The sequence below is a fragment of the Bradyrhizobium sp. DOA1 genome (assembly GCF_001593325.1).
Taxonomy (GTDB): Bacteria; Pseudomonadota; Alphaproteobacteria; order Rhizobiales; family Xanthobacteraceae; genus Bradyrhizobium.
Map to the genome: position 1 here is coordinate 2,175,384 of NZ_JXJM01000001.1, position 18,213 is coordinate 2,193,596.

Here is an 18,213-nt window from a genome sequence, read left to right on the forward strand (position 1 = left end):
GCCTCAGTCACGCGGGGGCACGACAAGATCAGGGCGCGGTCGGTCCAAGGGTGACCCAGAAGACGATCCAAGAGGCGATGCCAGAGCAGCCAATATCGGGACATCCGCCGGTCAGCGCCCGCGCGCTGCTCTCCCACCGGGCCTTCCTGTTCTTCCTGCTCTCGCGCAGCCTGTCGCGCTTCTCCAGCCAGATCGCGGCGGTCGCGATCGGCTGGCAGATTTACGATCTCACCGGCTCGGCCTTCGACCTCGGCATGGTCGGTCTCGTCCAGTTCCTCCCCACCGCACTGCTGGTGTTCGTCGCCGGCCATGCCGCCGATCGCTACGAGCGCAAGCGGGTGGTCCGGCTCTGCCAACTCGTGGAAGCCGCGACCGCGCTCTATCTTGCCGTCATCACCTATCTCGGCGCGGCCGGCGAGGTGCAGATCTTCATCGCGACCTTCCTGCTCGGCATCGCCGGCGCCTTCGAGAGCCCGACCACGGCGGCGCTGCTGCCGCTGATCGCGCCGCAAGGCTCGCTCCAGCGCGCCACCGCTGTCTCGAGCGGCGCCGCGCAGGTGGCGACCATCACCGGACCGGCGCTTGGCGGCCTCGCCTATGCGGTAGCGCCGCATCTCGCTTATGCAGTGATGGTCTTGTTCTGGATTCTCGGGATGATCCTGACCGGCTTCATCCATCCGCGCCCACAGGCGATCGCGAAGGAGGGGACGAGCTCAGACAATATCTTCGCGGGCGTCCGCTTCATCCGCCGCAACCCCGCGATCCTCGGCACCATCTCGCTCGATCTGTTCGCGGTACTGTTCGGCGGCGTCACCGCGCTGCTGCCGATCTATGCCCGCGATATCCTGCAGACCGGCCCGGTCGGACTCGGTGTGCTGCGCGCGGCACCCGCGGTCGGCGCGCTTCTGATGACCATGGTGCTGGCGCGCCACGCCATCTCGCGGCACGTGGGCCTGCGCATGTTCCAGGCCGTGATCGTGTTCGGCCTCGCCACGATCGTGTTCGCGTTGTCGTCCTGGATGTGGCTGTCGGTCCTCGCGCTCGCCGTGCTCGGTGCAGCCGACACGATCAGCGTCGTGATCCGCTTCTCGCTGGTGCAGCTGTCAACGCCCGACGAGATGCGCGGCCGGGTCGGTGCGGTCAATTTCCTCTTCATCAACGCCTCGAACCAGCTCGGTCAGTTCGAGAGCGGGGTGGCAGCCGCGCTGCTCGGCGCCATGCCGGCCGCCGTGCTCGGCGGCGTCGCCACCGTCGCGGTGGCCCTGCTCTGGATGAAGCTGTTTCCAAGCCTCCGGCGGGTGCAGACTTTGGAGTAGGGGCAAGCTCTCGTGTCGCGGACGTGGTGCAGCGCGCAAGCGACGCGCCGCTGAGCCGGGACCCATGTAACCGCGAGCGACGTCGGCGAGAGACGGGCCCCGGCTCAGCAGCGCGTCATGTCTGCCGCGCTGCGTCCGGGGCACACGATCAGCTAGCCCCGCCCCACGAAGGGCATCTTGGTCGCCATCACCGTCATGGTCAGCACGTTGGCATCGAGCGGCAGGCCGGCCATGTAGGCGACGGCATCGCCGACCGCCTTGGCGTCCATGCGCGGCTCGTGCTTGGTGGTGCCGTCGGGCTGCAGCACGCCGGGGCCGTTGACCATGCGGTCCGTCATCGGCGTTGCGGCATTGCCGATGTCGACTTGGCCAACCGCGATGTCATACATCCGGCCATCGAGGTTGGAGGCCTTGGTCAGGCCGGTGATGGCGTGCTTGGTCGAGGTGTAGGCCGCCGAGAACGGCCGCGGCGCATGCGCCGAGATCGAGCCGTTGTTGATGATGCGGCCGCCGCGCGGGGTCTGGTCCTTCATGATGCGGAAGGCGTGCTGGGTGCACAGGAACGGGCCGGTGAGGTTGGTGTTCACCACCGCCTGCCACTGTTCCAGGCTGAGATCCTCGAAGTTCACGGCGGGCGCGCCCATGCCGGCATTGTTGAACAGCACGTCGAGCCGGCCGTAGGTCGCCTTCACCTTGTCGAACAGCGCGGCGATGGACTCCGGCTTGGTCATGTCGGCGGTGACGCAGAGGCTTTTGCCCGCGGGGCCGAGCTTCGCGGTCTCCTCCAACATGTCGAGCCGGCGGCCTGTGAGCACCACGGTGAAGCCGGTGTTCATCAGTGCGAGGGACGCGGCACGTCCGACACCGGTGCCGGCGCCCGTCACCAATGCAATCTTCTTTGCTTCACTCATCGTTTCCTGCCTTTTCTGATGCTGTCAGGTTTTGGGTTCTTTGTCGTTCTTGTAGGGCGGCCGTGGAATGTTCTGATGCGCGGCGCGCAGCGCCGCCGACCAGCGCGAGCGCAGATCGTGGAAATAGGGCTCGCCCGCCTCGATGCGGTGGTTGAGATCGGCCTCGCAGGCGTCGCTCCGCACCACCAGCACGTCGATCGGCAGGCCGACACCGAGATTGGAGCGCATGGTCGAATCCATCGAGATCAGGCCGGTCTTCAGCGCCTCATAGAGCTCGACGTCATAGTGCATGGCGCGGTCGAGCACCGGCTTGCCGTATTTGTGCTCGCCGATCTGCAGGTACGGCGTGTCGGTGGTGCACTCGATGAAATTGCCGGCGGTGTAGACCATGAACAGGCGCATCCGGGAGCCCTTGATCTGGCCGCCGAACAGGAAGGAGACGTCGAAGGAGACGTCCTCGGATTTCAGCGCCGGTCCCTCGGTGGCGTGCACCGCCCGGATCGCACGGCCGATGCGCTGGGCCGCCTGGAACATGGTCGGCGCGTTCATCAGCGTCTCGAGCTCGCCCGTGTTGGGATCCTCGAGGCCCTCGGTCAGCGTGGAGAGCACCGACTGGCTGATGGCGAGGTTGCCAGCGCTGGCGATCGCCATGATGCGCTCGCCGGGCTTGGAGAAGATGTGCAGCTTGCGGAAGGTCGAGACGTTGTCGAGGCCGGCATTGGTGCGGGTATCGGCGATCATCACCAGACCGTCCCGAACCAGGATTCCGCAGCAATAGGTCATTTGCAGTCCCCGAACGCGTTTGTGCGGAATTACTAGCCAATTTCGCCGGCCGGTCCAACCCCCGATTCCCGGCCGTCGTTCCGGGCTCGCGACTTCGTCGCGCCCGGAATGCCGCTTGCTTTGTCGCTCAGTCCGCCCCGTCCACGAGAAACGCCTCATCGACCGGCACGCCGAGCGCCGTGACCAGCCGGTTCGTCTCCGCGGCCATGCCGACGATGGCGAGCAACTCGCCATATTCGGCCTCGGTCATGCCCTTGGCCCGCGCAGCGGCGGTTTGAGAATGGATGCAATAGCTGCAGCCATGCGCGATCGAAACCGCAACGTAGAGCATCTCCTTGACCTTGGGATCGAGCGCGCCTGGTGCCATCACCTCCTTGATGCTCTCCCAGGTTCGCCGTAGCGTCTTCGGATCGTGCGCCAGCGCGCGCCAGAAGTTGTTGACGAAATCCGACTTCCGCACCTTGCGGATGTCGTCGAAAACGGCGGGCGCTTCTGGAGAGAGTTCGTCGTCCGAAAGCAGCTTGACGGTTGCCATGGGGTACCTCGCGGGGCAGATCTGATCCCGACGAGTGTAACACAGCGCATGCGATCGGACGGCTGTGCCTAGCCCTGCGACTGCGATTGTGATTGCGACTGCCCGCCGCGGCCGGCCTGCTCGACCTTGACTGCCACCGTCAGCGTCTCCGTGCCGCCGCCATAGCGGGTGCCGCGCACGGGCGCGGCGCCGAGATAGTCGAGCCCGATCGCGACGCGGACATGGGCGTCGGTGGCGCAGATGCTGTTGGCGGGATCGAACCCGATCCAGCCCAGATCGGGCACGTAGGCTTCGGCCCAGGCATGGCCTGCGTCCTGGTGCACCGTGCCGTCCGACCGCAGGAAGTGCCCGGAGACGAAACGCGCTGGCACGCCGCCGCTGCGGGCGCAAGCAATGAAGATGTGCGCGTAATCCTGGCAGACGCCGCGCTTGAGCGCGAACGCCTCGGCCGCGGAGGTCCCGCTGTTGGTCGGGTCCTCGTCGAAGGTCATGTGATCGCTGATCTCGGTCATCAGCGTGTGCAGGAAGCCGAGCGTGTCGCTCTCGGCCTCGCTGCGCAACTGCCGCGCGACCGCCAGCATCGCCGGATTGACGGAGGTCAGGTCGGTCTGGCGCAGAAACATGCCGGCCGGGAAGCGCTCGTCCGCGCCGCGCAGCACGCCGCCGGTGTCGTGGGTCTCGATCAAGCCCTCGGCGATGATCTGGATGTCGCCGACGGGTCCGCAGGACAGCACATGGGTGACGTTGCCGAACGCATCCTCATGCGTGTCGAGCTTGGTGTCCGTGGAGACGTCGATCTGCCATTCCGCCACATATTGCCCGTCATGGCTGCCGGGCGTCATACGCAAGATCTGGATCACGCTGGTGGCCGGCGGCTCGTAGCGATAGGTCGTGGTGTGCTGGATTCGCAGGCGCATGGTGGACCGTGTCGTTGGTTGTTAGGCCCGACTGCCGCCGCAAAGAAGCTCGTCGTGCCCGGGCTTGTCCCGGGGCATCCACGCTCTTCCTCACCGCGAAAGCAAGAACGTGGATGGCCGGGACATCTAGCGCGAAGACGCGCTTCGCGTTGTTGCCCGGCCATGACGGCATCCCATGTCGTCAGTCGGGTGACATCAGATCAAATACTGCTTCGTGATGATTTCGCCCAGCCTGGAATTGTCCGCGATGAATTCCTGAATGAATTCATGCACGCCATGCTGGAAAATGTCGTTCATATTGCTGTGTTCCAGCCGGTTGCGGATGCCGCGGGCGTGGCGCTGGGCGGGGCCCTGGCGGCCGTAGGCGACGCCGATCTGGTCGAGGTTGCGCACGAGGTTGCCGTAGCAGCTTGCGAGCGAGCGCGGCAGCGTGTCGTTGAGGATGAGCAGATCCGCGATCAGCCACGGCTTCAGCGTCTCGCGATAGACCCAGTGATAGGCGGTGAGTGCCGAGACCGAGCGCAGGATCGAGCTCCACTGATAGAAATCGAGCGGGCCGCCGACGTGCTCTTCCTCGGGCAGGAGCACGTGATACTTCACATCCAGGATGCGCGCGGTGTTGTCGGCGCGCTCGAGATGCACGCCCATCCGCGAGAACCAGTAGGCGTCATTGCGCAGCATGGTCCGGTAGGCCGAGCCGTCGAAGCGCAGCGAAGTCTCCTGCACGAAGCGCAGGAATTTCGCGAGATCCTCGCGCGTCGAGGTGCCCTTGCTCCAGACCGCCTGAAGCTCGATCCAGGCCGAGTTGATGGTGTCCCACATTTCGCTGGTGAGCGCGGTGCGCACCGAGCGCGAGTTCAGCCGCGCCGCCTCGATGCAGTTCCTGATCGAGGACGGATTGTTGGCCGAGAAGGAGAGATAGTCGACGACGTTGTGCTCGTTGGCTTCCTCATATTGCTGATAGAAGCTGCCGGCGACGCCGGCGGTGAGCAGCGCCGAGTCCCATTCATTGGTCTTGCCGATATAGGCGGCGGGCAGCGCAGTGACGCGCAAGGTCGCATCGATGGTGCGCGCCAGATACTCTGCACGTTCGACGTAGCGGGCGAGCCAGTAGAGGTTTTCGGCAGTACGCGACAGCATTCGCTCTACTCGTCCAGGATCCAGGTGTCTTTGGTGCCGCCGCCCTGGCTGGAATTGACCACCAGGGACCCTTCCTTCAGCGCGACGCGTGTCAGGCCGCCTGGCACGATGGTGGTGCGCTTGCTGCCGGTGAGCACGAAGGGCCTTAAGTCGACATGGCGCGGCGCAAGGCCTGATGCCGTGCAGGTCGGGCAGGTCGAGAGCGCCAGCGTCGGCTGCGCGATGAAGCCTTCCGGCTCGCGTTTGAGCTTCTCGCGGAAGGCTTCGATCGTCGCCTTGGTCGCAGCCGGGCCGATCAGCATGCCGTAACCGCCGGAGCCGTGCACTTCCTTGACGACGAGCTCGCTTAAGTTGTCCAGCACATAGGCGAGGTCCTTCGGCTCGCGGCAGCGCCAGGTCGGCACGTTCTTCAGGATCGGCTCCTCGCCGAGATAGAACTTCACGATGTCAGGCATGTAGGAGTAGATCGCCTTGTCGTCGGCGATGCCGGTGCCGACGGCATTGGCGAGCGTGATGTTGCCGGCTGCATAGGCCGACATCAGCCCGGGCACGCCAAGCACGGAATCGGGACGGAAGGTGAGGGGATCGAGGAAGTCGTCGTCGACACGGCGATAGATCACGTCGACCCGTTTCAGCCCTTCCGTCGTCCGCATGAACACTTCGTTGTTCTTGACGATGAGGTCGCGCCCTTCGACCAGTTCGATGCCGAGCTTGTCGGCCAGAAACGAGTGCTCGTAATAGGCCGAGTTGTAGACGCCGGGCGTGAGCAGGGCGACCGTCGGCTCGCCGGATGCGCTTTGCGGCGCCACCGAACGCAAGGCCGCGAGCAGCTCGTCCGGATAGCGCTCGACCGGCGCCACCTTGTGGCGGGCGAACAGATCCGGAAACAGCCGCATCATGATCTCGCGGTTTTCCAGCATGTAGGACACGCCGGACGGCGTGCGGGCGTTGTCCTCCAGCACGATGAAATCTTCGGCGTCGACCCGGACGATGTCGATGCCGGCGATGTGCACATAGACGTCGTGCGGCACCTGCTGGCCGTTCATCTCGGGGCGAAAGACCGGGTTCTGGAAGATCAGATCGTCGGGCACGATCTCGGCGCGCAGGATGTCGCGGCCGTGATAGATGTCGCGCAGGAACATGTTCAGCGCCCGCACGCGCTGCTTCAGGCCCTTTTCCAGCAGCGTCCATTCCTTGCCGGACATGATCCGCGGAATCACGTCGAAGGGGATCAGGCGTTCGGTGGATTCGGAATCGCCGTAGACGGCGAAGGTGATGCCGATGCGGCGGAACAGGAGCTCGGCTTCCTGGCGGCGATATTCGAGCGCCTCGGGAGGCGTCTCCTTGAGCCAGCGTGCCAGCTCCTGATAGGCGGGGCGAAGGTCCCCGCCGGGAATGTTCATTTCATCAAACGCGACTGCCATAGATCCCGACTTGTCTCCGCAAGGCGTTGCGTCATTGGACAGGCCGCCGAGCCCTAGTGAAGGCCGTAACGTCCGGGTCCATGCGGCAAGAGTGCATGACTTTCATGTGGTAGCAAGGGCCGGGCCAGCGCGATAAGCATGGAGGATGGGCATTTGCCGGGGACGGCTGGCGGCGTGCCTGAAAAAATGGCTGAGGACTGCTTACTTCGTCAGCAAAACCGCGTGACTTCAAAGCGTTACCTCGGCAAAGTCGGCGCCACAGGTGAGGGACAGTTTTATGAGCGAGATCGTCACGGCGGGCATTCTGGTCATTGGGGACGAAATCCTGTCGGGCCGGACCAAGGACAAGAATATCGGCTTCATCGCCGACTATCTGACCAATATCGGCATCGACCTGAAGGAGGTCCGCGTCGTCTCCGACGACGAGGCCGACATCATCGCCGCGTTGGATGCGCTGCGGCATCGCTACACCTATGTGTTCACCACCGGCGGCATCGGCCCGACCCATGACGACATCACCGCCGACAGCGTCGCCAAGGCGTTCGGTGTCGGCATCGATCATCATCCGGAGGTGGTCGCCCGCTTCCGCGAGCGCTGGAGCGAGCAGGACCTCAACGAGGCCCGCCTGCGCATGGCCCGCATCCCCGACGGTGCCGAGCTGATCCAGAGCGCGACCATCCTCGCGCCCGGCTTCAAGATCGGCAATGTCATCGTGATGGCCGGCGTGCCCTCGATCATGCAGGCGATGATGGACATCGTCTCCCCCAAGCTGAAATCGGGCGTGCGCATGCTCTCCGAATCGGTCCGCGCCAATGCCAGGGAAGGCGACATCGGCAGCCCGCTGCGCGCGATCGCAGAAGCCCATCCCGACACCATCATCGGCAGCTATCCGTTCATGGACGAGGACTCGAGGCCCAACACCAATCTCGTGGTGCGCTCGCGCGATGCGGAGAAGCTCGCGGCTGCGATGGCGGCGGTGAAGGAAATGCTGGCGGGATTGAACGTCAGCCGCTAGCACCTGACGGCCGACGGACGAAGCAGGAGACGACAATGGCGGGCGAAGCACCGGAACTCAGCGCGCAGGAGCGGGCGGGCAAGGCCTTCCCGGTCTCATGGGACCAGTTCCACCGGGATTGCCGGGCGCTGACCTGGCGGCTCAACGAGGTCGGCCCGTTCCATGCGGTGATCGCGATCACGCGCGGCGGCCTGGTGCCGGCCGCGATCGTGGCGCGCGAGCTTGGCGTGCGCGTAATCGATACGGTCTGCATCGCCAGCTACGATCACAACAAGCAGGGCGATCTCCAGGTCCTCAAGGGAATCTCCGAGGCGGCGATGAAGCTCGGCGGCGGCACCGGGAAGGGCCTGTTGATCGTCGACGACCTCGTCGACACCGGCAAGACCGGCAAGCTGGTGCGCGAGATGCTGCCCGATGCGCATTTCGCCACCGTCTACGCCAAGCCGATGGGCCGTCCGCTGGTCGATACCTTCATCACGGAGGTCTCGCAGGACACCTGGATCTTCTTCCCCTGGGACACCGCGCTGTCCTACCACCCGCCGCTGCGCGACGGGGCGGCTTGAGCAACGGCGAATGGCGAGTAGCGAATGGTGAGTAGGAGCCCCGCCACTCGCAATTCGCTAGTCGCTGCTCGCCCATTGCAAAACCGCGTCACGCCCACCGGCGACATCATCGCAACACCGCATCGCGGCCTGTTCACCGGCAATCGCGGCATCATCCACGATCCCGCCACGAAGACGCTGCTAAAGAAGCGCTGGTCGTCGCCGGCCTGGATTACCTGCCTGTGCGAATTCCGCGGCTGGCGTCGCCCGGTGATGGCGCGCCGGAGCTGGACCGAGCTGTTTTTCCTTGACGAGGCCACCGCCTTTGCCGCGGGCCATCGTCCCTGCTTCTTCTGCCGCCGCGACGACGCCAAACGTTTCCGCGCGGCGTGGGAAGCGGGGAATGGCGCAAGCGGCGTCAGCGCGAAGGCGATGGACGCCGTGCTGCATCGGGAGCGTCTCGACCGCGGCCGCAAGCGATTGCACCCGCTGCCAGTGCCGCTCGCAGATCTGCCCGACGGCGCCATGGTGCAGCAGGGCGAGGAGTGCTTTCTGGTGGCGCAGGGCAGGGTGCTGTTGTGGTCACCGGCGGGCTATAGCGCGGTCGAGCGTGAGCCTAGCGAGGCGGCGCTGCTGACGCCGCCCTCGACATTGCGCACATTAAGGGCCGGCTACGCGTCGGTGCTGCATCCGACGGCGATGGCCTAGCGCAGCCCGGCCGTCACCGCAGCTTCTCGCGTGCCAGCGCCGCCCCGGCGCCGAGCGCCATCAGCTTCGCCTCGGCGATCTCGCGCCGCATCGGCGCCATGCCGCAATTGGTGGTGGCGATGATGTTGCTCTTGGGGACGAATTTCGACACCGCGTCGATCACTTTCACGACGTCCTCGGCCGTCTCGACCGTGTCGCTGGCGACGTCGATCACGCCGGCCTGCACGACTTTGGTCTTGAGCAAAGCCAACAAGTCGAGCGGCACCTTCGAATTGCGGCACTCGATCGCGACTTGCTGGATCGGGCTCGCATCGATCGCCGGGAAAATCTGCTCGTACTGCCGCCACTGGCTGCCGAGCGTTTCCTTCCAGTCGGTGTTGGCCTTGATGCCGTAGCCATAGCAGATGTGAACGGCGGTGGTGCAGGTCAGGCCCTGCGCGGCGCGCTCCAACGCCTTGATGCCCCAGTCGTTAACCTCGTCCATGTAGACGTTGAAGGCTGGCTCGTCGAACTGCACGAGGTCGACCCCATCGGCCTGCAGCGCCTTGGCTTCCTCGTTCAGGAGCTCGGCGAACGCGAACGCCATCTTGACGCGGTCGCCATAGTAGCGGTCGGCGATGGTGTCGATGATCGTCATCGGGCCTGGCAGGGTGAACTTCAGCTTCTTCTTGGTGTGCGAGCGCGCAACGCGAGCCTCGTCGGCGTGAACGCGTCCCTTGAGGCGGAGCGGGGCGACCACCTGCGGCACCATCGCCTTGTAGCGGTCCTTGCGGATGCCCATCTCGACCTTGTGAGCGAAGTCGATGCCTTCGACCTTCTCCAGGAAGCCGTGCACGAAATGCTGGCGGGCCTGCTCGCCCTCGGTGACGATGTCGATGCCTGCGTCCTCCTGGATCTTCAGCCAGATCAGCGTCGCGTCGCGCTTGGCGTGGAGAAGCTCCTCGCCTTGCGACTTCCAGGGCGCCCACAGCATGTTGGGCTCGGCGAGCCATTCCGGCTTCGGCAAGGAGCCGGCGATCGTGGTTGGAAACAGCATGGCGGCCCTCCCGGCAGGTTGTGTTGCGCCCCTTCCTGCCATGTCCTAACGTCGAGGTACAGAACAACAAAAGTCGTCATTGGCTGGCGGCAGTGACAGGGACGCGCAAGGGAAAGGCCATGATCGAGCTCTATTACGCGCCGACGCCGAACGGCTGGAAAGTCTCGATCATGCTGGAGGAACTCGGGCTTCCCTACACGGTGAAGTCCGTCAACATCCGCGCCGGCGAGCAATTCAGCCCCGAGTTTCTGGCGATCTCCCCCAACAACCGCATCCCTGCGATCGTCGACCACGCGCCCGCGGATGGCGGCGCGGCGTTCTCGGCATTCGAGACCGGCGCGATCCTGATCTATCTGGCGGAGAAGACCGGCCGTTTCTTACCCACGGACCTGCGCGGCCGCTCTACCACCATTCAATGGGTGATGTGGCAGATGGCTGGCCTCGGGCCGATGCTCGGGCAACACGGCCATTTCGCGCTCTACGCGGCAGAAAAAATCCCCTATGCCATCGAGCGCTACCGCGACGAGGCGGCGCGGCTCTACGGCGTGCTCGACCGGCAGCTAGGCAAGACCGGCGCCTATGTCGCCGGCGACTACTCGATCGCCGACATCGCCTGCTTTCCCTGGACCATGACCCACAAGGCGCAAGGCTTTACGCTCGACGACTACCCGAACGTGAAGCGCTGGTATGCCGCGGTGCGTGCCCGGCCGCAGGTGCAGGCGGGCCTTGCGATCGGAAAATTCGTCAAGGAGCCGTTCGACGAGGAATCACGCAAGATCATGTTCGGCCAGCGTGCGAAGGAAGTGCTGGGTAAGCGTTAGTGCCCGTTCCTCATGGTGAGGAGCGCCGCAGGCGCGTCTCGAACCATGAAGGCCCGACCGTCACCCTGGCCATCCTTCGAGACGGCCGCTCCGCGGCCTCCTCAGGATGAGGTCCGTCAGTAAAGGAAACGCCATGATCGAATTCTTCTTCGACTGCTCCAGCCCCTGGACATACCTCGCCTTCCACAACATCCAGCCGCTCGCGAAGGAGCTCGGCGCGGAGATCGTCTGGCGGCCGATCCTGGTCGGCGGCATCTTCAACACGGTCAATCCGAGCGTCTACGCCCAGCGTGAGAAGCCGGTGCCGCTGAAGGCGCGCTACATGAAGAAGGACCTCGATGACTGGGCGCGCTCTGCGGGACTTGCGATCAAGATGCCGCCGACGGTGTTTCCCGTGAACAGCGTGAAAGCCATGCGCGGCTGCATCTGGCTCGGTCAAGACATGGTGCCGTTCGCTACCGCCGTGTTTGAGGCCTATTGGGGCGCGGACAAGGACATCTCGCAGGACGCGGTGCTGGCCGAGATCTGCAGGAAAGTCGGTATCGACGAGCAGAAGTTCTTCGCCGGGATCGCAGAGCAGGGCATCAAGGATCAGCTTAAGGCCAATACCGAGGAGGTCGTGGCCCGTGGCGGCTTCGGTTCGCCGACGATCTTCGTCGGCAAGACCGACATGTATTTCGGCAATGACCGCATGCCGCTGATCCGCGAGGCGCTTCTGCGCCGCAAGGCGAGTGCAGCCTGATGGTGCGGGCCGTCGTCTGTCGTGCACTCGGCGCGCCCGAGACATTGCGGCTGGAAGAGTTTCCCTCGCGCGCGTTGAAGCCGGGCGAGGTGCGCGTCGCGGTTCGCGCCGCCGGGCTGAACTTTCCGGACGTGCTGATGGCTGCCGGCGAATATCAGCTCAAGCCGGAGCTGCCGTTCACGCCGGGCATGGAAGCCGCCGGCGACGTCACCGAAGTGGGTGCGGAGGCAAGCGGCGTTACCGTCGGCGACAAGGTCATCGTCAAGATGCGCCACGGCGCCTTCACCGACGAAGCGGTGGTGATGCCGTCGCAGCTCACCCCGATGCCGTCGACGTTCGATTATGCGGAGGCCGCGACCTATCTCGCCGGCCACGGCACCGCCTATCATGCGCTGATCGACCGCGGGCGGGTCGAGCCCGGCGAGGTGCTGCTGGTGCACGGCGCGGGCGGCGGTGTCGGTCTTGCCGCCGTCGAGATCGGCAAGATGCTGGGCGCGACCGTGATCGCGACTGCCTCCAGCGACGAGAAGCTTGCGATCGCCAAATCGCGCGGCGCCGATCATCTCGTCCGCTACGATCGCGAGCCGTTTCGCGACGCCGTCAAGCGCATCACGGACGGCCGCGGCGCCGACGTCGTGTTCGATCCCGTCGGCGGTCAGGTCTTCGAGGATTCGATGCGCTGCATCGCCTGGGGCGCGCGGCTCCTGGTGATCGGTTTCACCGGCGGCATCGGCTCGGCCAAGACTAATCTGTTGCTGATCAAGGGCGCCAGCGTGCTGGGCGTGCGCGCCGGCGAAGCCGTGCGAAAGAACCCTGGGCTCGGCGAGGTGCGCTTGAAAGCGCTCTTGCAATGGGCGGAGGAGGGCAAGCTGCGCCCGAACGTCTCGCACCGCCTGCCGCTGGAAGATTATGCAAAGGCGATGCGGCTGTTGCTCGACCGCAAGGCGATCGGGCGAGTGGCGCTGGTGATGGAGTGAGTTGTCATGCCCCGCGAAGGCGGGGCATCCAGTAATCACCAGCGGTCGTGACAATTGACGCTGGTGGAATACTGGATCACCCGCCTTCGCGGGTGATGACAGCGGTGAACGGAGGACGGGCCCCTCGCGTCACTTGTACTCCCGCTCCGTCCACCACGGGAAATAATCCGGCATATCGGTCGACACCTTGTTCTTGAACTGCGCTGGACGTTTCTCCAGGAACGACACCACGCCTTCCTTGACGTCGTCCGAGCGGCCCCGTGCATAGATGCCGCGGCTATCGACCTTGTGGGCCTCCATCGGATCGTCGGCGCCCATCATGCGCCACATCATCTGGCGGATCAGCGCCACCGAGACCGGCGCGGTCTTTGCGGCAAATTCCTTGGCGAGCGCGCGGGCGGTCGGCAGCAGATCATCAGGCGCGACGACCTTGCTGACGAGGCGTCCGGCAAGCGCTTCCTGCGCCGGGAAGACGCGGCCGGAATAGCACCATTCCAGCGCCTGCGAGATGCCGACGATGCGCGGCAGGAACCAGCTCGATGCCGCCTCGGGCACGATGCCACGCTGGGAGAACACGAAGCCGAACCGGGCGGCATCCGAGGCGATGCGGATGTCCATCGCCAGCTGCATGGTGACGCCGATGCCGACCGCCGGGCCGTTCACCGCCGCGATCACCGGCTTGAGGCATTTGAAGATGCGCAAGGTCACCTGGCCGCCGCCGTCGCGCACCTGCGGATCGCTGTAATCGACCTTGCCGTCGGCGAGGCGATTCACCGGCCCGCGCCGCGCGTCGCGGTCGAACGTGTCGGCACCCGAGGAGAGATCGGCGCCCGCGCAAAAGCCGCGGCCGGCGCCGGTGACGATGATGGCGCGGACATTGTCGTCCTTGTCGGCGGCGTCGAACGCGTCGATCAACTCGCTCTGCATCTGCGCGTTGAAGGCGTTGAGCTTGTCGGGCCGGTTCAGCGTGATGGTGAGGATCTGCTCGGCGACCTCGTATTTGATCGTCTCATACGCCATGGTGGGTTTCCTTCCCTGTCATTCTTTGAAACAATTCTGTCATTGCCGGGCTTGACCCGGCGATCCATCTTTCTCGAAGAGGATGGATGCGCGGGGCGAGCCCGCGCTTGTGCTCAGACGCTACTTCGCCGGCGGGTTCGGCCAGGGCCGCTGCGCGCCGCGCAGGCCCTCGAATGCCTTGGCCATGCCGAGCACGCCGATATCGTCGAAGCGGCGGCCGACGATCTGCACACCGATGGGAAAGCCCTTGGCATCGAAGCCGCCATTGACGGAGACCGCAGGATTCTCCGACATATTCCACGGCACGGTATAGACGATGTGCTCGAACGGCTTCATCGGATCGTTGGTGGGCGAAGCCCATTCCGCCGGATAGTTCACGTTCGGTGCGGTCGGCGAGATCACATAGTCGAGTTCGCAGAACAGCTTTCCCGCTGCGGCGCGGATCGCCATGGTCTGGTTGAAGCCGCGGAGGACGTCGAGGCCCGACAGCTTGGCGCCGGACTCGCCCCATGTGAAGATATAGGGCAGCACCTTTTCCTGCTCGGCCCGCGTCAGCTTCGACAGATCGTCCCACATCCGCGCGCGCCAGAAATTGTCGAGGCCGTCGAGCATCGCGCGGGTGAGGATGCCGTCGACCTCCGTCACGACGGCGCCGGCGGATTCGAACGCCTTCGCCGCCTTCACCGCGATCTCGCGCACCGGCTTCTCCAGCGGCAGGCCGACGCCGGGATCGAGCATCAGGCCGATGCGCAGCTTGCGCGGCGACTTTTCCAATCCTTTCCAGTTGAGCGGCTCGGCGGGCAGGCTCATGCCGTCGCGCCGGTCGGGCTTTGCGATCACGCTCATCATCAGCGCGCAATCGTCTACCGTGCGGGTCATGGGACCTGCAACGCGGCCGACATAGGTCGGGTCGATCGGTACGCGGCCGAAGCTCGGTTTCAAACCGACGAGGCCACACCAGCCGGCGGGCAGGCGCACCGAGCCGCCGATATCGGTGCCGAGATGCAGCGGTCCATAGCCGGCCGCAGCGGCGGCGCCGGCGCCCGCGCTGGAGCCGCCGGGGTTCTTGGCGAGATCCCAGGGGTTGCGCGCGAGCGCGTGGAAGCTGGAGAGCCCGGACGACAGCATGCCGTAATCGGGCATGGTGGTTTTCGCGAAAATGATCGCGCCGGCTTCGCGCAGCCGCGCGGCGGGCGGTGCGTCCTTCTCGGCCGGCACGAGCTTGACGCTGGCCGCGCCGAGCGGCACCGGCACGCCCTTGGTCGCGATATTGTCCTTCACCGTCACAGGCACGCCGTCGAGCGCGCCGGACGGCTCGCCGCCGTTCCAACGTGCGGTCGAGGCCTTGGCGGCCTCGCGCGCGCCATCGGGATCGAATGCATAGAGCGCCTTCAGATGCGGTTCCCACGCAGCGACGTGTGTGAGCACGTCCTCAAGCACCTCGCTCGGCGAGAATTGCTTGGCGCGATAGCCCGCGATCAGGTCGACCGCGGACAGATCGTGCAGCGAGGTAACTGCCTCTTCGACGCTCTTCTTATGCATTGCTAACCTACCGGCATCCGGGTCTCGATGATGCGGGCAAACATGCTGGCGCCGATCGGCAGGATCTTGTCGTCGAGCACGAAGCCGGGATTGTGCACGGGCACCGAGCCATCGTGGCCGACCCAGAAATAGGCGCCGGGGATGGTCTCCAGCATGTCGGCGAAATCCTCGCTGCCCATCTTCGGCTGGGCGCGCGTGATCACGTTGGCGGGATCGACGATGGTGCGCGCGACGTCCTCGACCACCTTGGACTGCTCGACCTGGTTGACCAGCACGTTGAAAGTGTCGCGGATGTCGACGTCGATCACGCATTGGTAGGCGCTGGCGATGCCGGCGCAGATGGTGCGGATGCGTTCGCTGACCAGGGTACGAACTTCCTTCGAGAAGGTGCGGATGGTGCCGCAGAGATGTGCGTCGCCGGGAATGACGTTGTAGGCCGAACCGGCGTGGATCTGCGTGATCGACACCACCGCGGCCTGCAGCGGCTCGACGTTGCGGCTGACGATGGTCTGGATCGCCTGCGCCAGCGTGGTCGCGATGATCACCGCGTCCTTGGAGCGCTCGGGCATCGCGCCGTGCGCGCCGTAGCCGGTGATACGGAGGTCGAAGAAGTCGGCGCTCGCCATCGCCGGGCCAGGCAGGATCGCGATCTCGCCATGGTTGAGGTCGGGCGCGTTGTGCAGGCCGTAAAGCTCGTCGCAGGGAAACTTCTCGAATAGCCCGTCCTTGATCATGGCGCGGGCGCCGCCGAGGCCTTCCTCGGCCGGCTGGAAGATCAGGTGCACGGTGCCGTCGAAATTCCTGGTCTCGGCGAGATAGCGCGCGGTGCCGAGCAGCATCGTGGTGTGGCCGTCATGGCCGCAGCCGTGGAAGCGGCCGGGAATCTTCGAGCTCCATTTCAGGTTGGTGTTCTCTTCCATCGGCAGCGCGTCCATGTCGGCGCGCAAGCCGATGCGCTTGGTGCCCGTGCCCTTGCCCTTGATGACGCCGATCACGCCGGTGCCGCCGAGACCGCGATGCACCTCGATGCCCCAGCTCTTCAGCTTGTCGGCGACGATGCCGGAGGTGCGCACTTCCTCGAAGCCGATCTCGGGATGGGCGTGGAAGTCGCGGCGGATGGCGGTGAGTTCGTCGGCATAGCCGTCGATGCGGTCGATCGTGGGCATCTGTCCTGTCCGGTTAGCGTGAGGGAGGCGTGAAAACGGGGCCGTTCGGCTTGATGCGGATTCCCGGGCGCAGGCGCGTCCAGGGCAGGGTGGCGGTGTCGGCGGGCATGGCGCCGGGCGCGGCGCAGATCATCAGCTTTTCGGCGATCGGCTCGAAATCGGCGCGGAAATGCACCGAGCTCTTGTTGACCAAAATCTTCTCGCGCGTCGGCTCGATGCCGACATAGCGGTACATCGCCTGGTCGGCGAGCTGGGCCTTGTGCGAGGAGACGACAACGCGGACATCGCCGATGCGCAGGCACGCGGAGGGGCCCATCTCCATCTCGCGGCCGCCATAGTAGGGTCCGGGCGCGATGAAGCGGCCGTCGGAGAGCTTCTCGACGACGAAGGTTTCGGTATAGGGCTCGTCGCCGGGGATGCCGGATTTGCCGCCGAGCGACAGCGTCACGGTGGCGCCGACGCCGGCCTCATGCGCCGCCTTGGCCGAGGCCGGATCGTAGATCGCGCCGGTGGCCGCGCTCGCCTTGTTGCGCACCAGCGCGCGCAGCATGCCGGTCGTGTCGGAATCGCCGCCGGCGCCGGGATTGTCCTGGGTGTCGGCGATGATGATCGGCTTGCTTGCGTTCCTGGACAGTTCCATCGCATGACGCACACCGTCGTCGGGCGACCAGATCCTGCCGTCGAAATCATTCTCGTGGCTTTCGATCAGCTTGACGATCGCCTCCGCGGCGCGGTCGGCGTCGGCTTGAGTCGCCCCATAGGCAAACACGCTCGGCCCGCAATCGCGGAAATCGGCGGCGGGGAAGCCCGGCGCAAAAGAGAGTGTCGGAACCGCATCGCTCTCAAGCGCGGCGAGCTTCTCATAGATGCCTTTGGTGGGCTGATCGTTGGTGCACTGCCAGCTGATCGGGATCAGGAACGGCAATTGCCGGAACGATTTTGCCAAGCGCTGCTTCGTCTTCAGCAACAGTGCGAGATGCCGCGCGGAGGCTCGGCCGGTCTCGGCCATGTCAACATGCGGATAGGTGCGGTAGGCGATCAGCGCGTCGGCATGTTCCATCATTTCGGGCGTGACGTTGGCGTGCAGGTCGAGGCTGGCCACCAGCGGAACATCCTTGCCGATGACGCGGCGCACGCGCGCCAGGATCTCGCCCTCGCCATCGTCGAGATGCTCGGTCACCATGGCGCCGTGCAGGTCGAGATAGACCGCATCGAGCGGACCGGCGGCCGCGACGCCGTCGACAATCACTTTCACGATGCGCTCGAAGGCGTCCTTGGTGACGTGCGCCGACGGGCTGGCACCGCAGGCGATGGTGGGGATGAGTTCCCAGCCGTTCGCCTCGGCGCTTTCGACGAAGCCGGCCAGACCGACATTGATGCGCCGCATCACCTTCAGCACGTCCGCGCCTTCAGTCATCGCCGGCCAGCCGCCACCATGCTGAAAGTCCGCGAACGTCGCCTTCGTCGGAGCGAAGGTGTTGGTCTCGTGCAGAAAGCCGCCGACGGCGATACGTGTCATCAATTCAAGTCCAGCGTTGGAAAGTGCGCGACGTTAGCCTTGGCCAAGAGGCGAGGGCAAGACAGGAAGCAATCGCGCCGCGCATAGGGTCAAGCTGTT

General features: G+C 65.3%; 18 protein-coding genes. 7 read left to right on the plus strand and 11 right to left on the minus strand.

What is annotated here, in order from left to right:
• Nucleotides 1–77 precede the first annotated feature (77 nt).
• Nucleotides 78–1,316, plus strand: coding sequence for an MFS transporter (locus tag SE91_RS10205; RefSeq protein WP_061851076.1), 1,239 nt, complete (start codon nucleotides 78–80; stop codon nucleotides 1,314–1,316).
• A gap of 152 nt (nucleotides 1,317–1,468) precedes the next feature.
• On the opposite strand, the gene SE91_RS10210 is transcribed toward SE91_RS10205, so the two are convergent.
• The 6 genes from SE91_RS10210 to SE91_RS10235 form a co-directional block, all read right to left on the minus strand.
• The gene (locus SE91_RS10210; RefSeq protein ID WP_061847521.1) at nucleotides 1,469–2,227 is read right to left on the minus strand and encodes an SDR family oxidoreductase; all 759 of its coding nucleotides are present in this window, start codon (nucleotides 2,225–2,227) and stop codon (nucleotides 1,469–1,471) included.
• Nucleotides 2,228–2,251: 24 nt separating this feature from the next.
• Entirely contained in the window at nucleotides 2,252–3,010 is a 759-nt protein-coding gene (locus SE91_RS10215) for a proteasome-type protease (protein ID WP_008563017.1), read from the minus strand.
• A 127-nt stretch (nucleotides 3,011–3,137) separates the two neighbouring features.
• Nucleotides 3,138–3,545 carry a carboxymuconolactone decarboxylase family protein gene (locus SE91_RS10220; protein WP_061847522.1) on the minus strand — a complete coding sequence of 136 codons (408 nt, stop codon included), beginning with the start codon at nucleotides 3,543–3,545 and terminating at the stop codon, nucleotides 3,138–3,140.
• Nucleotides 3,546–3,613: 68 nt separating this feature from the next.
• Nucleotides 3,614–4,462, minus strand: a complete 849-nt coding sequence (locus tag SE91_RS10225; protein WP_060736467.1) for a transglutaminase family protein — start codon at nucleotides 4,460–4,462, stop codon at nucleotides 3,614–3,616.
• Nucleotides 4,463–4,657: 195 nt separating this feature from the next.
• Nucleotides 4,658–5,602 (minus strand): alpha-E domain-containing protein, encoded by a 945-nt coding sequence (locus SE91_RS10230; protein WP_008563002.1) that lies wholly within the window; start codon nucleotides 5,600–5,602, stop codon nucleotides 4,658–4,660.
• 5 nt (nucleotides 5,603–5,607) lie between these two features.
• Nucleotides 5,608–7,026, minus strand: a complete 1,419-nt coding sequence (locus SE91_RS10235; protein ID WP_061847523.1) for a circularly permuted type 2 ATP-grasp protein — start codon at nucleotides 7,024–7,026, stop codon at nucleotides 5,608–5,610.
• 277 nt (nucleotides 7,027–7,303) lie between these two features.
• Here SE91_RS10235 and SE91_RS10240 point away from each other — a divergent pair, with 277 nt between their 5' ends.
• The 3 genes from SE91_RS10240 to SE91_RS10250 are packed head-to-tail and all read left to right on the plus strand — an operon-like array spanning nucleotide 7,304 to nucleotide 9,291.
• Nucleotides 7,304–8,041 (plus strand): competence/damage-inducible protein A, encoded by a 738-nt coding sequence (locus SE91_RS10240; RefSeq protein WP_061847524.1) that lies wholly within the window; start codon nucleotides 7,304–7,306, stop codon nucleotides 8,039–8,041.
• A gap of 35 nt (nucleotides 8,042–8,076) precedes the next feature.
• Entirely contained in the window at nucleotides 8,077–8,604 is a 528-nt protein-coding gene (gene gpt, locus SE91_RS10245) for a xanthine phosphoribosyltransferase (protein ID WP_008562986.1), read from the plus strand.
• Nucleotides 8,605–8,628: 24 nt separating this feature from the next.
• Nucleotides 8,629–9,291: a hypothetical protein gene (locus tag SE91_RS10250; RefSeq protein WP_061847525.1), complete on the plus strand. Its 663-nt coding sequence runs from the start codon at nucleotides 8,629–8,631 to the stop codon at nucleotides 9,289–9,291.
• Nucleotides 9,292–9,304: 13 nt separating this feature from the next.
• Here SE91_RS10250 and SE91_RS10255 read toward each other — a convergent pair whose 3' ends face one another.
• Entirely contained in the window at nucleotides 9,305–10,327 is a 1,023-nt protein-coding gene (locus SE91_RS10255; RefSeq protein ID WP_061847526.1) for a methionine synthase, read from the minus strand.
• Nucleotides 10,328–10,446: 119 nt separating this feature from the next.
• Here SE91_RS10255 and SE91_RS10260 point away from each other — a divergent pair, with 119 nt between their 5' ends.
• From SE91_RS10260 to SE91_RS10270, 3 genes are all read left to right on the plus strand, one after another.
• Nucleotides 10,447–11,148: a glutathione S-transferase N-terminal domain-containing protein gene (locus SE91_RS10260; protein WP_061851077.1), complete on the plus strand. Its 702-nt coding sequence runs from the start codon at nucleotides 10,447–10,449 to the stop codon at nucleotides 11,146–11,148.
• 133 nt (nucleotides 11,149–11,281) lie between these two features.
• Nucleotides 11,282–11,890: a 2-hydroxychromene-2-carboxylate isomerase gene (locus SE91_RS10265; protein WP_061847527.1), complete on the plus strand. Its 609-nt coding sequence runs from the start codon at nucleotides 11,282–11,284 to the stop codon at nucleotides 11,888–11,890.
• Nucleotides 11,890–12,867 carry an NADPH:quinone oxidoreductase family protein gene (locus tag SE91_RS10270; RefSeq protein ID WP_061847528.1) on the plus strand — a complete coding sequence of 326 codons (978 nt, stop codon included), beginning with the start codon at nucleotides 11,890–11,892 and terminating at the stop codon, nucleotides 12,865–12,867. The genes SE91_RS10265 and SE91_RS10270 overlap by 1 nt, the downstream gene beginning before the upstream one ends.
• A gap of 129 nt (nucleotides 12,868–12,996) precedes the next feature.
• On the opposite strand, the gene SE91_RS10275 is transcribed toward SE91_RS10270, so the two are convergent.
• The 4 genes from SE91_RS10275 to SE91_RS10290 all read right to left on the minus strand — a co-directional run bounded on the left by SE91_RS10275 (nucleotide 12,997) and on the right by SE91_RS10290 (nucleotide 18,114).
• Nucleotides 12,997–13,887, minus strand: coding sequence for a crotonase/enoyl-CoA hydratase family protein (locus SE91_RS10275; protein ID WP_061847529.1), 891 nt, complete (start codon nucleotides 13,885–13,887; stop codon nucleotides 12,997–12,999).
• Between the two features lie 120 nt (nucleotides 13,888–14,007).
• The gene (locus SE91_RS10280; protein WP_061847530.1) at nucleotides 14,008–15,429 is read right to left on the minus strand and encodes an amidase; all 1,422 of its coding nucleotides are present in this window, start codon (nucleotides 15,427–15,429) and stop codon (nucleotides 14,008–14,010) included.
• Between the two features lie 2 nt (nucleotides 15,430–15,431).
• Nucleotides 15,432–16,595, minus strand: a complete 1,164-nt coding sequence (locus SE91_RS10285) for a M20 aminoacylase family protein (protein WP_060736462.1) — start codon at nucleotides 16,593–16,595, stop codon at nucleotides 15,432–15,434.
• A gap of 13 nt (nucleotides 16,596–16,608) precedes the next feature.
• Nucleotides 16,609–18,114, minus strand: coding sequence for a M81 family metallopeptidase (locus SE91_RS10290; RefSeq protein ID WP_061847531.1), 1,506 nt, complete (start codon nucleotides 18,112–18,114; stop codon nucleotides 16,609–16,611).
• Nucleotides 18,115–18,213: the final 99 nt, after the last annotated feature.

Coding starts and splice junctions, on each gene's coding strand:
- SE91_RS10205 (WP_061851076.1), top strand. CDS start 78: ATGCCAGAGCAGCCAATATCGGGACATCCGCCGGTCAGCGCCCGCGCG.
- SE91_RS10210 (WP_061847521.1), bottom strand. CDS start 2,227: ATGAGTGAAGCAAAGAAGATTGCATTGGTGACGGGCGCCGGCACCGGT.
- SE91_RS10215 (WP_008563017.1), bottom strand. CDS start 3,010: ATGACCTATTGCTGCGGAATCCTGGTTCGGGACGGTCTGGTGATGATC.
- SE91_RS10220 (WP_061847522.1), bottom strand. CDS start 3,545: ATGGCAACCGTCAAGCTGCTTTCGGACGACGAACTCTCTCCAGAAGCG.
- SE91_RS10225 (WP_060736467.1), bottom strand. CDS start 4,462: ATGCGCCTGCGAATCCAGCACACCACGACCTATCGCTACGAGCCGCCG.
- SE91_RS10230 (WP_008563002.1), bottom strand. CDS start 5,602: ATGCTGTCGCGTACTGCCGAAAACCTCTACTGGCTCGCCCGCTACGTC.
- SE91_RS10235 (WP_061847523.1), bottom strand. CDS start 7,026: ATGGCAGTCGCGTTTGATGAAATGAACATTCCCGGCGGGGACCTTCGC.
- SE91_RS10240 (WP_061847524.1), top strand. CDS start 7,304: ATGAGCGAGATCGTCACGGCGGGCATTCTGGTCATTGGGGACGAAATC.
- gpt (WP_008562986.1), top strand. CDS start 8,077: ATGGCGGGCGAAGCACCGGAACTCAGCGCGCAGGAGCGGGCGGGCAAG.
- SE91_RS10250 (WP_061847525.1), top strand. CDS start 8,629: ATGGTGAGTAGGAGCCCCGCCACTCGCAATTCGCTAGTCGCTGCTCGC.
- SE91_RS10255 (WP_061847526.1), bottom strand. CDS start 10,327: ATGCTGTTTCCAACCACGATCGCCGGCTCCTTGCCGAAGCCGGAATGG.
- SE91_RS10260 (WP_061851077.1), top strand. CDS start 10,447: ATGATCGAGCTCTATTACGCGCCGACGCCGAACGGCTGGAAAGTCTCG.
- SE91_RS10265 (WP_061847527.1), top strand. CDS start 11,282: ATGATCGAATTCTTCTTCGACTGCTCCAGCCCCTGGACATACCTCGCC.
- SE91_RS10270 (WP_061847528.1), top strand. CDS start 11,890: ATGGTGCGGGCCGTCGTCTGTCGTGCACTCGGCGCGCCCGAGACATTG.
- SE91_RS10275 (WP_061847529.1), bottom strand. CDS start 13,887: ATGGCGTATGAGACGATCAAATACGAGGTCGCCGAGCAGATCCTCACC.
- SE91_RS10280 (WP_061847530.1), bottom strand. CDS start 15,429: ATGCATAAGAAGAGCGTCGAAGAGGCAGTTACCTCGCTGCACGATCTG.
- SE91_RS10285 (WP_060736462.1), bottom strand. CDS start 16,595: ATGCCCACGATCGACCGCATCGACGGCTATGCCGACGAACTCACCGCC.
- SE91_RS10290 (WP_061847531.1), bottom strand. CDS start 18,114: ATGACACGTATCGCCGTCGGCGGCTTTCTGCACGAGACCAACACCTTC.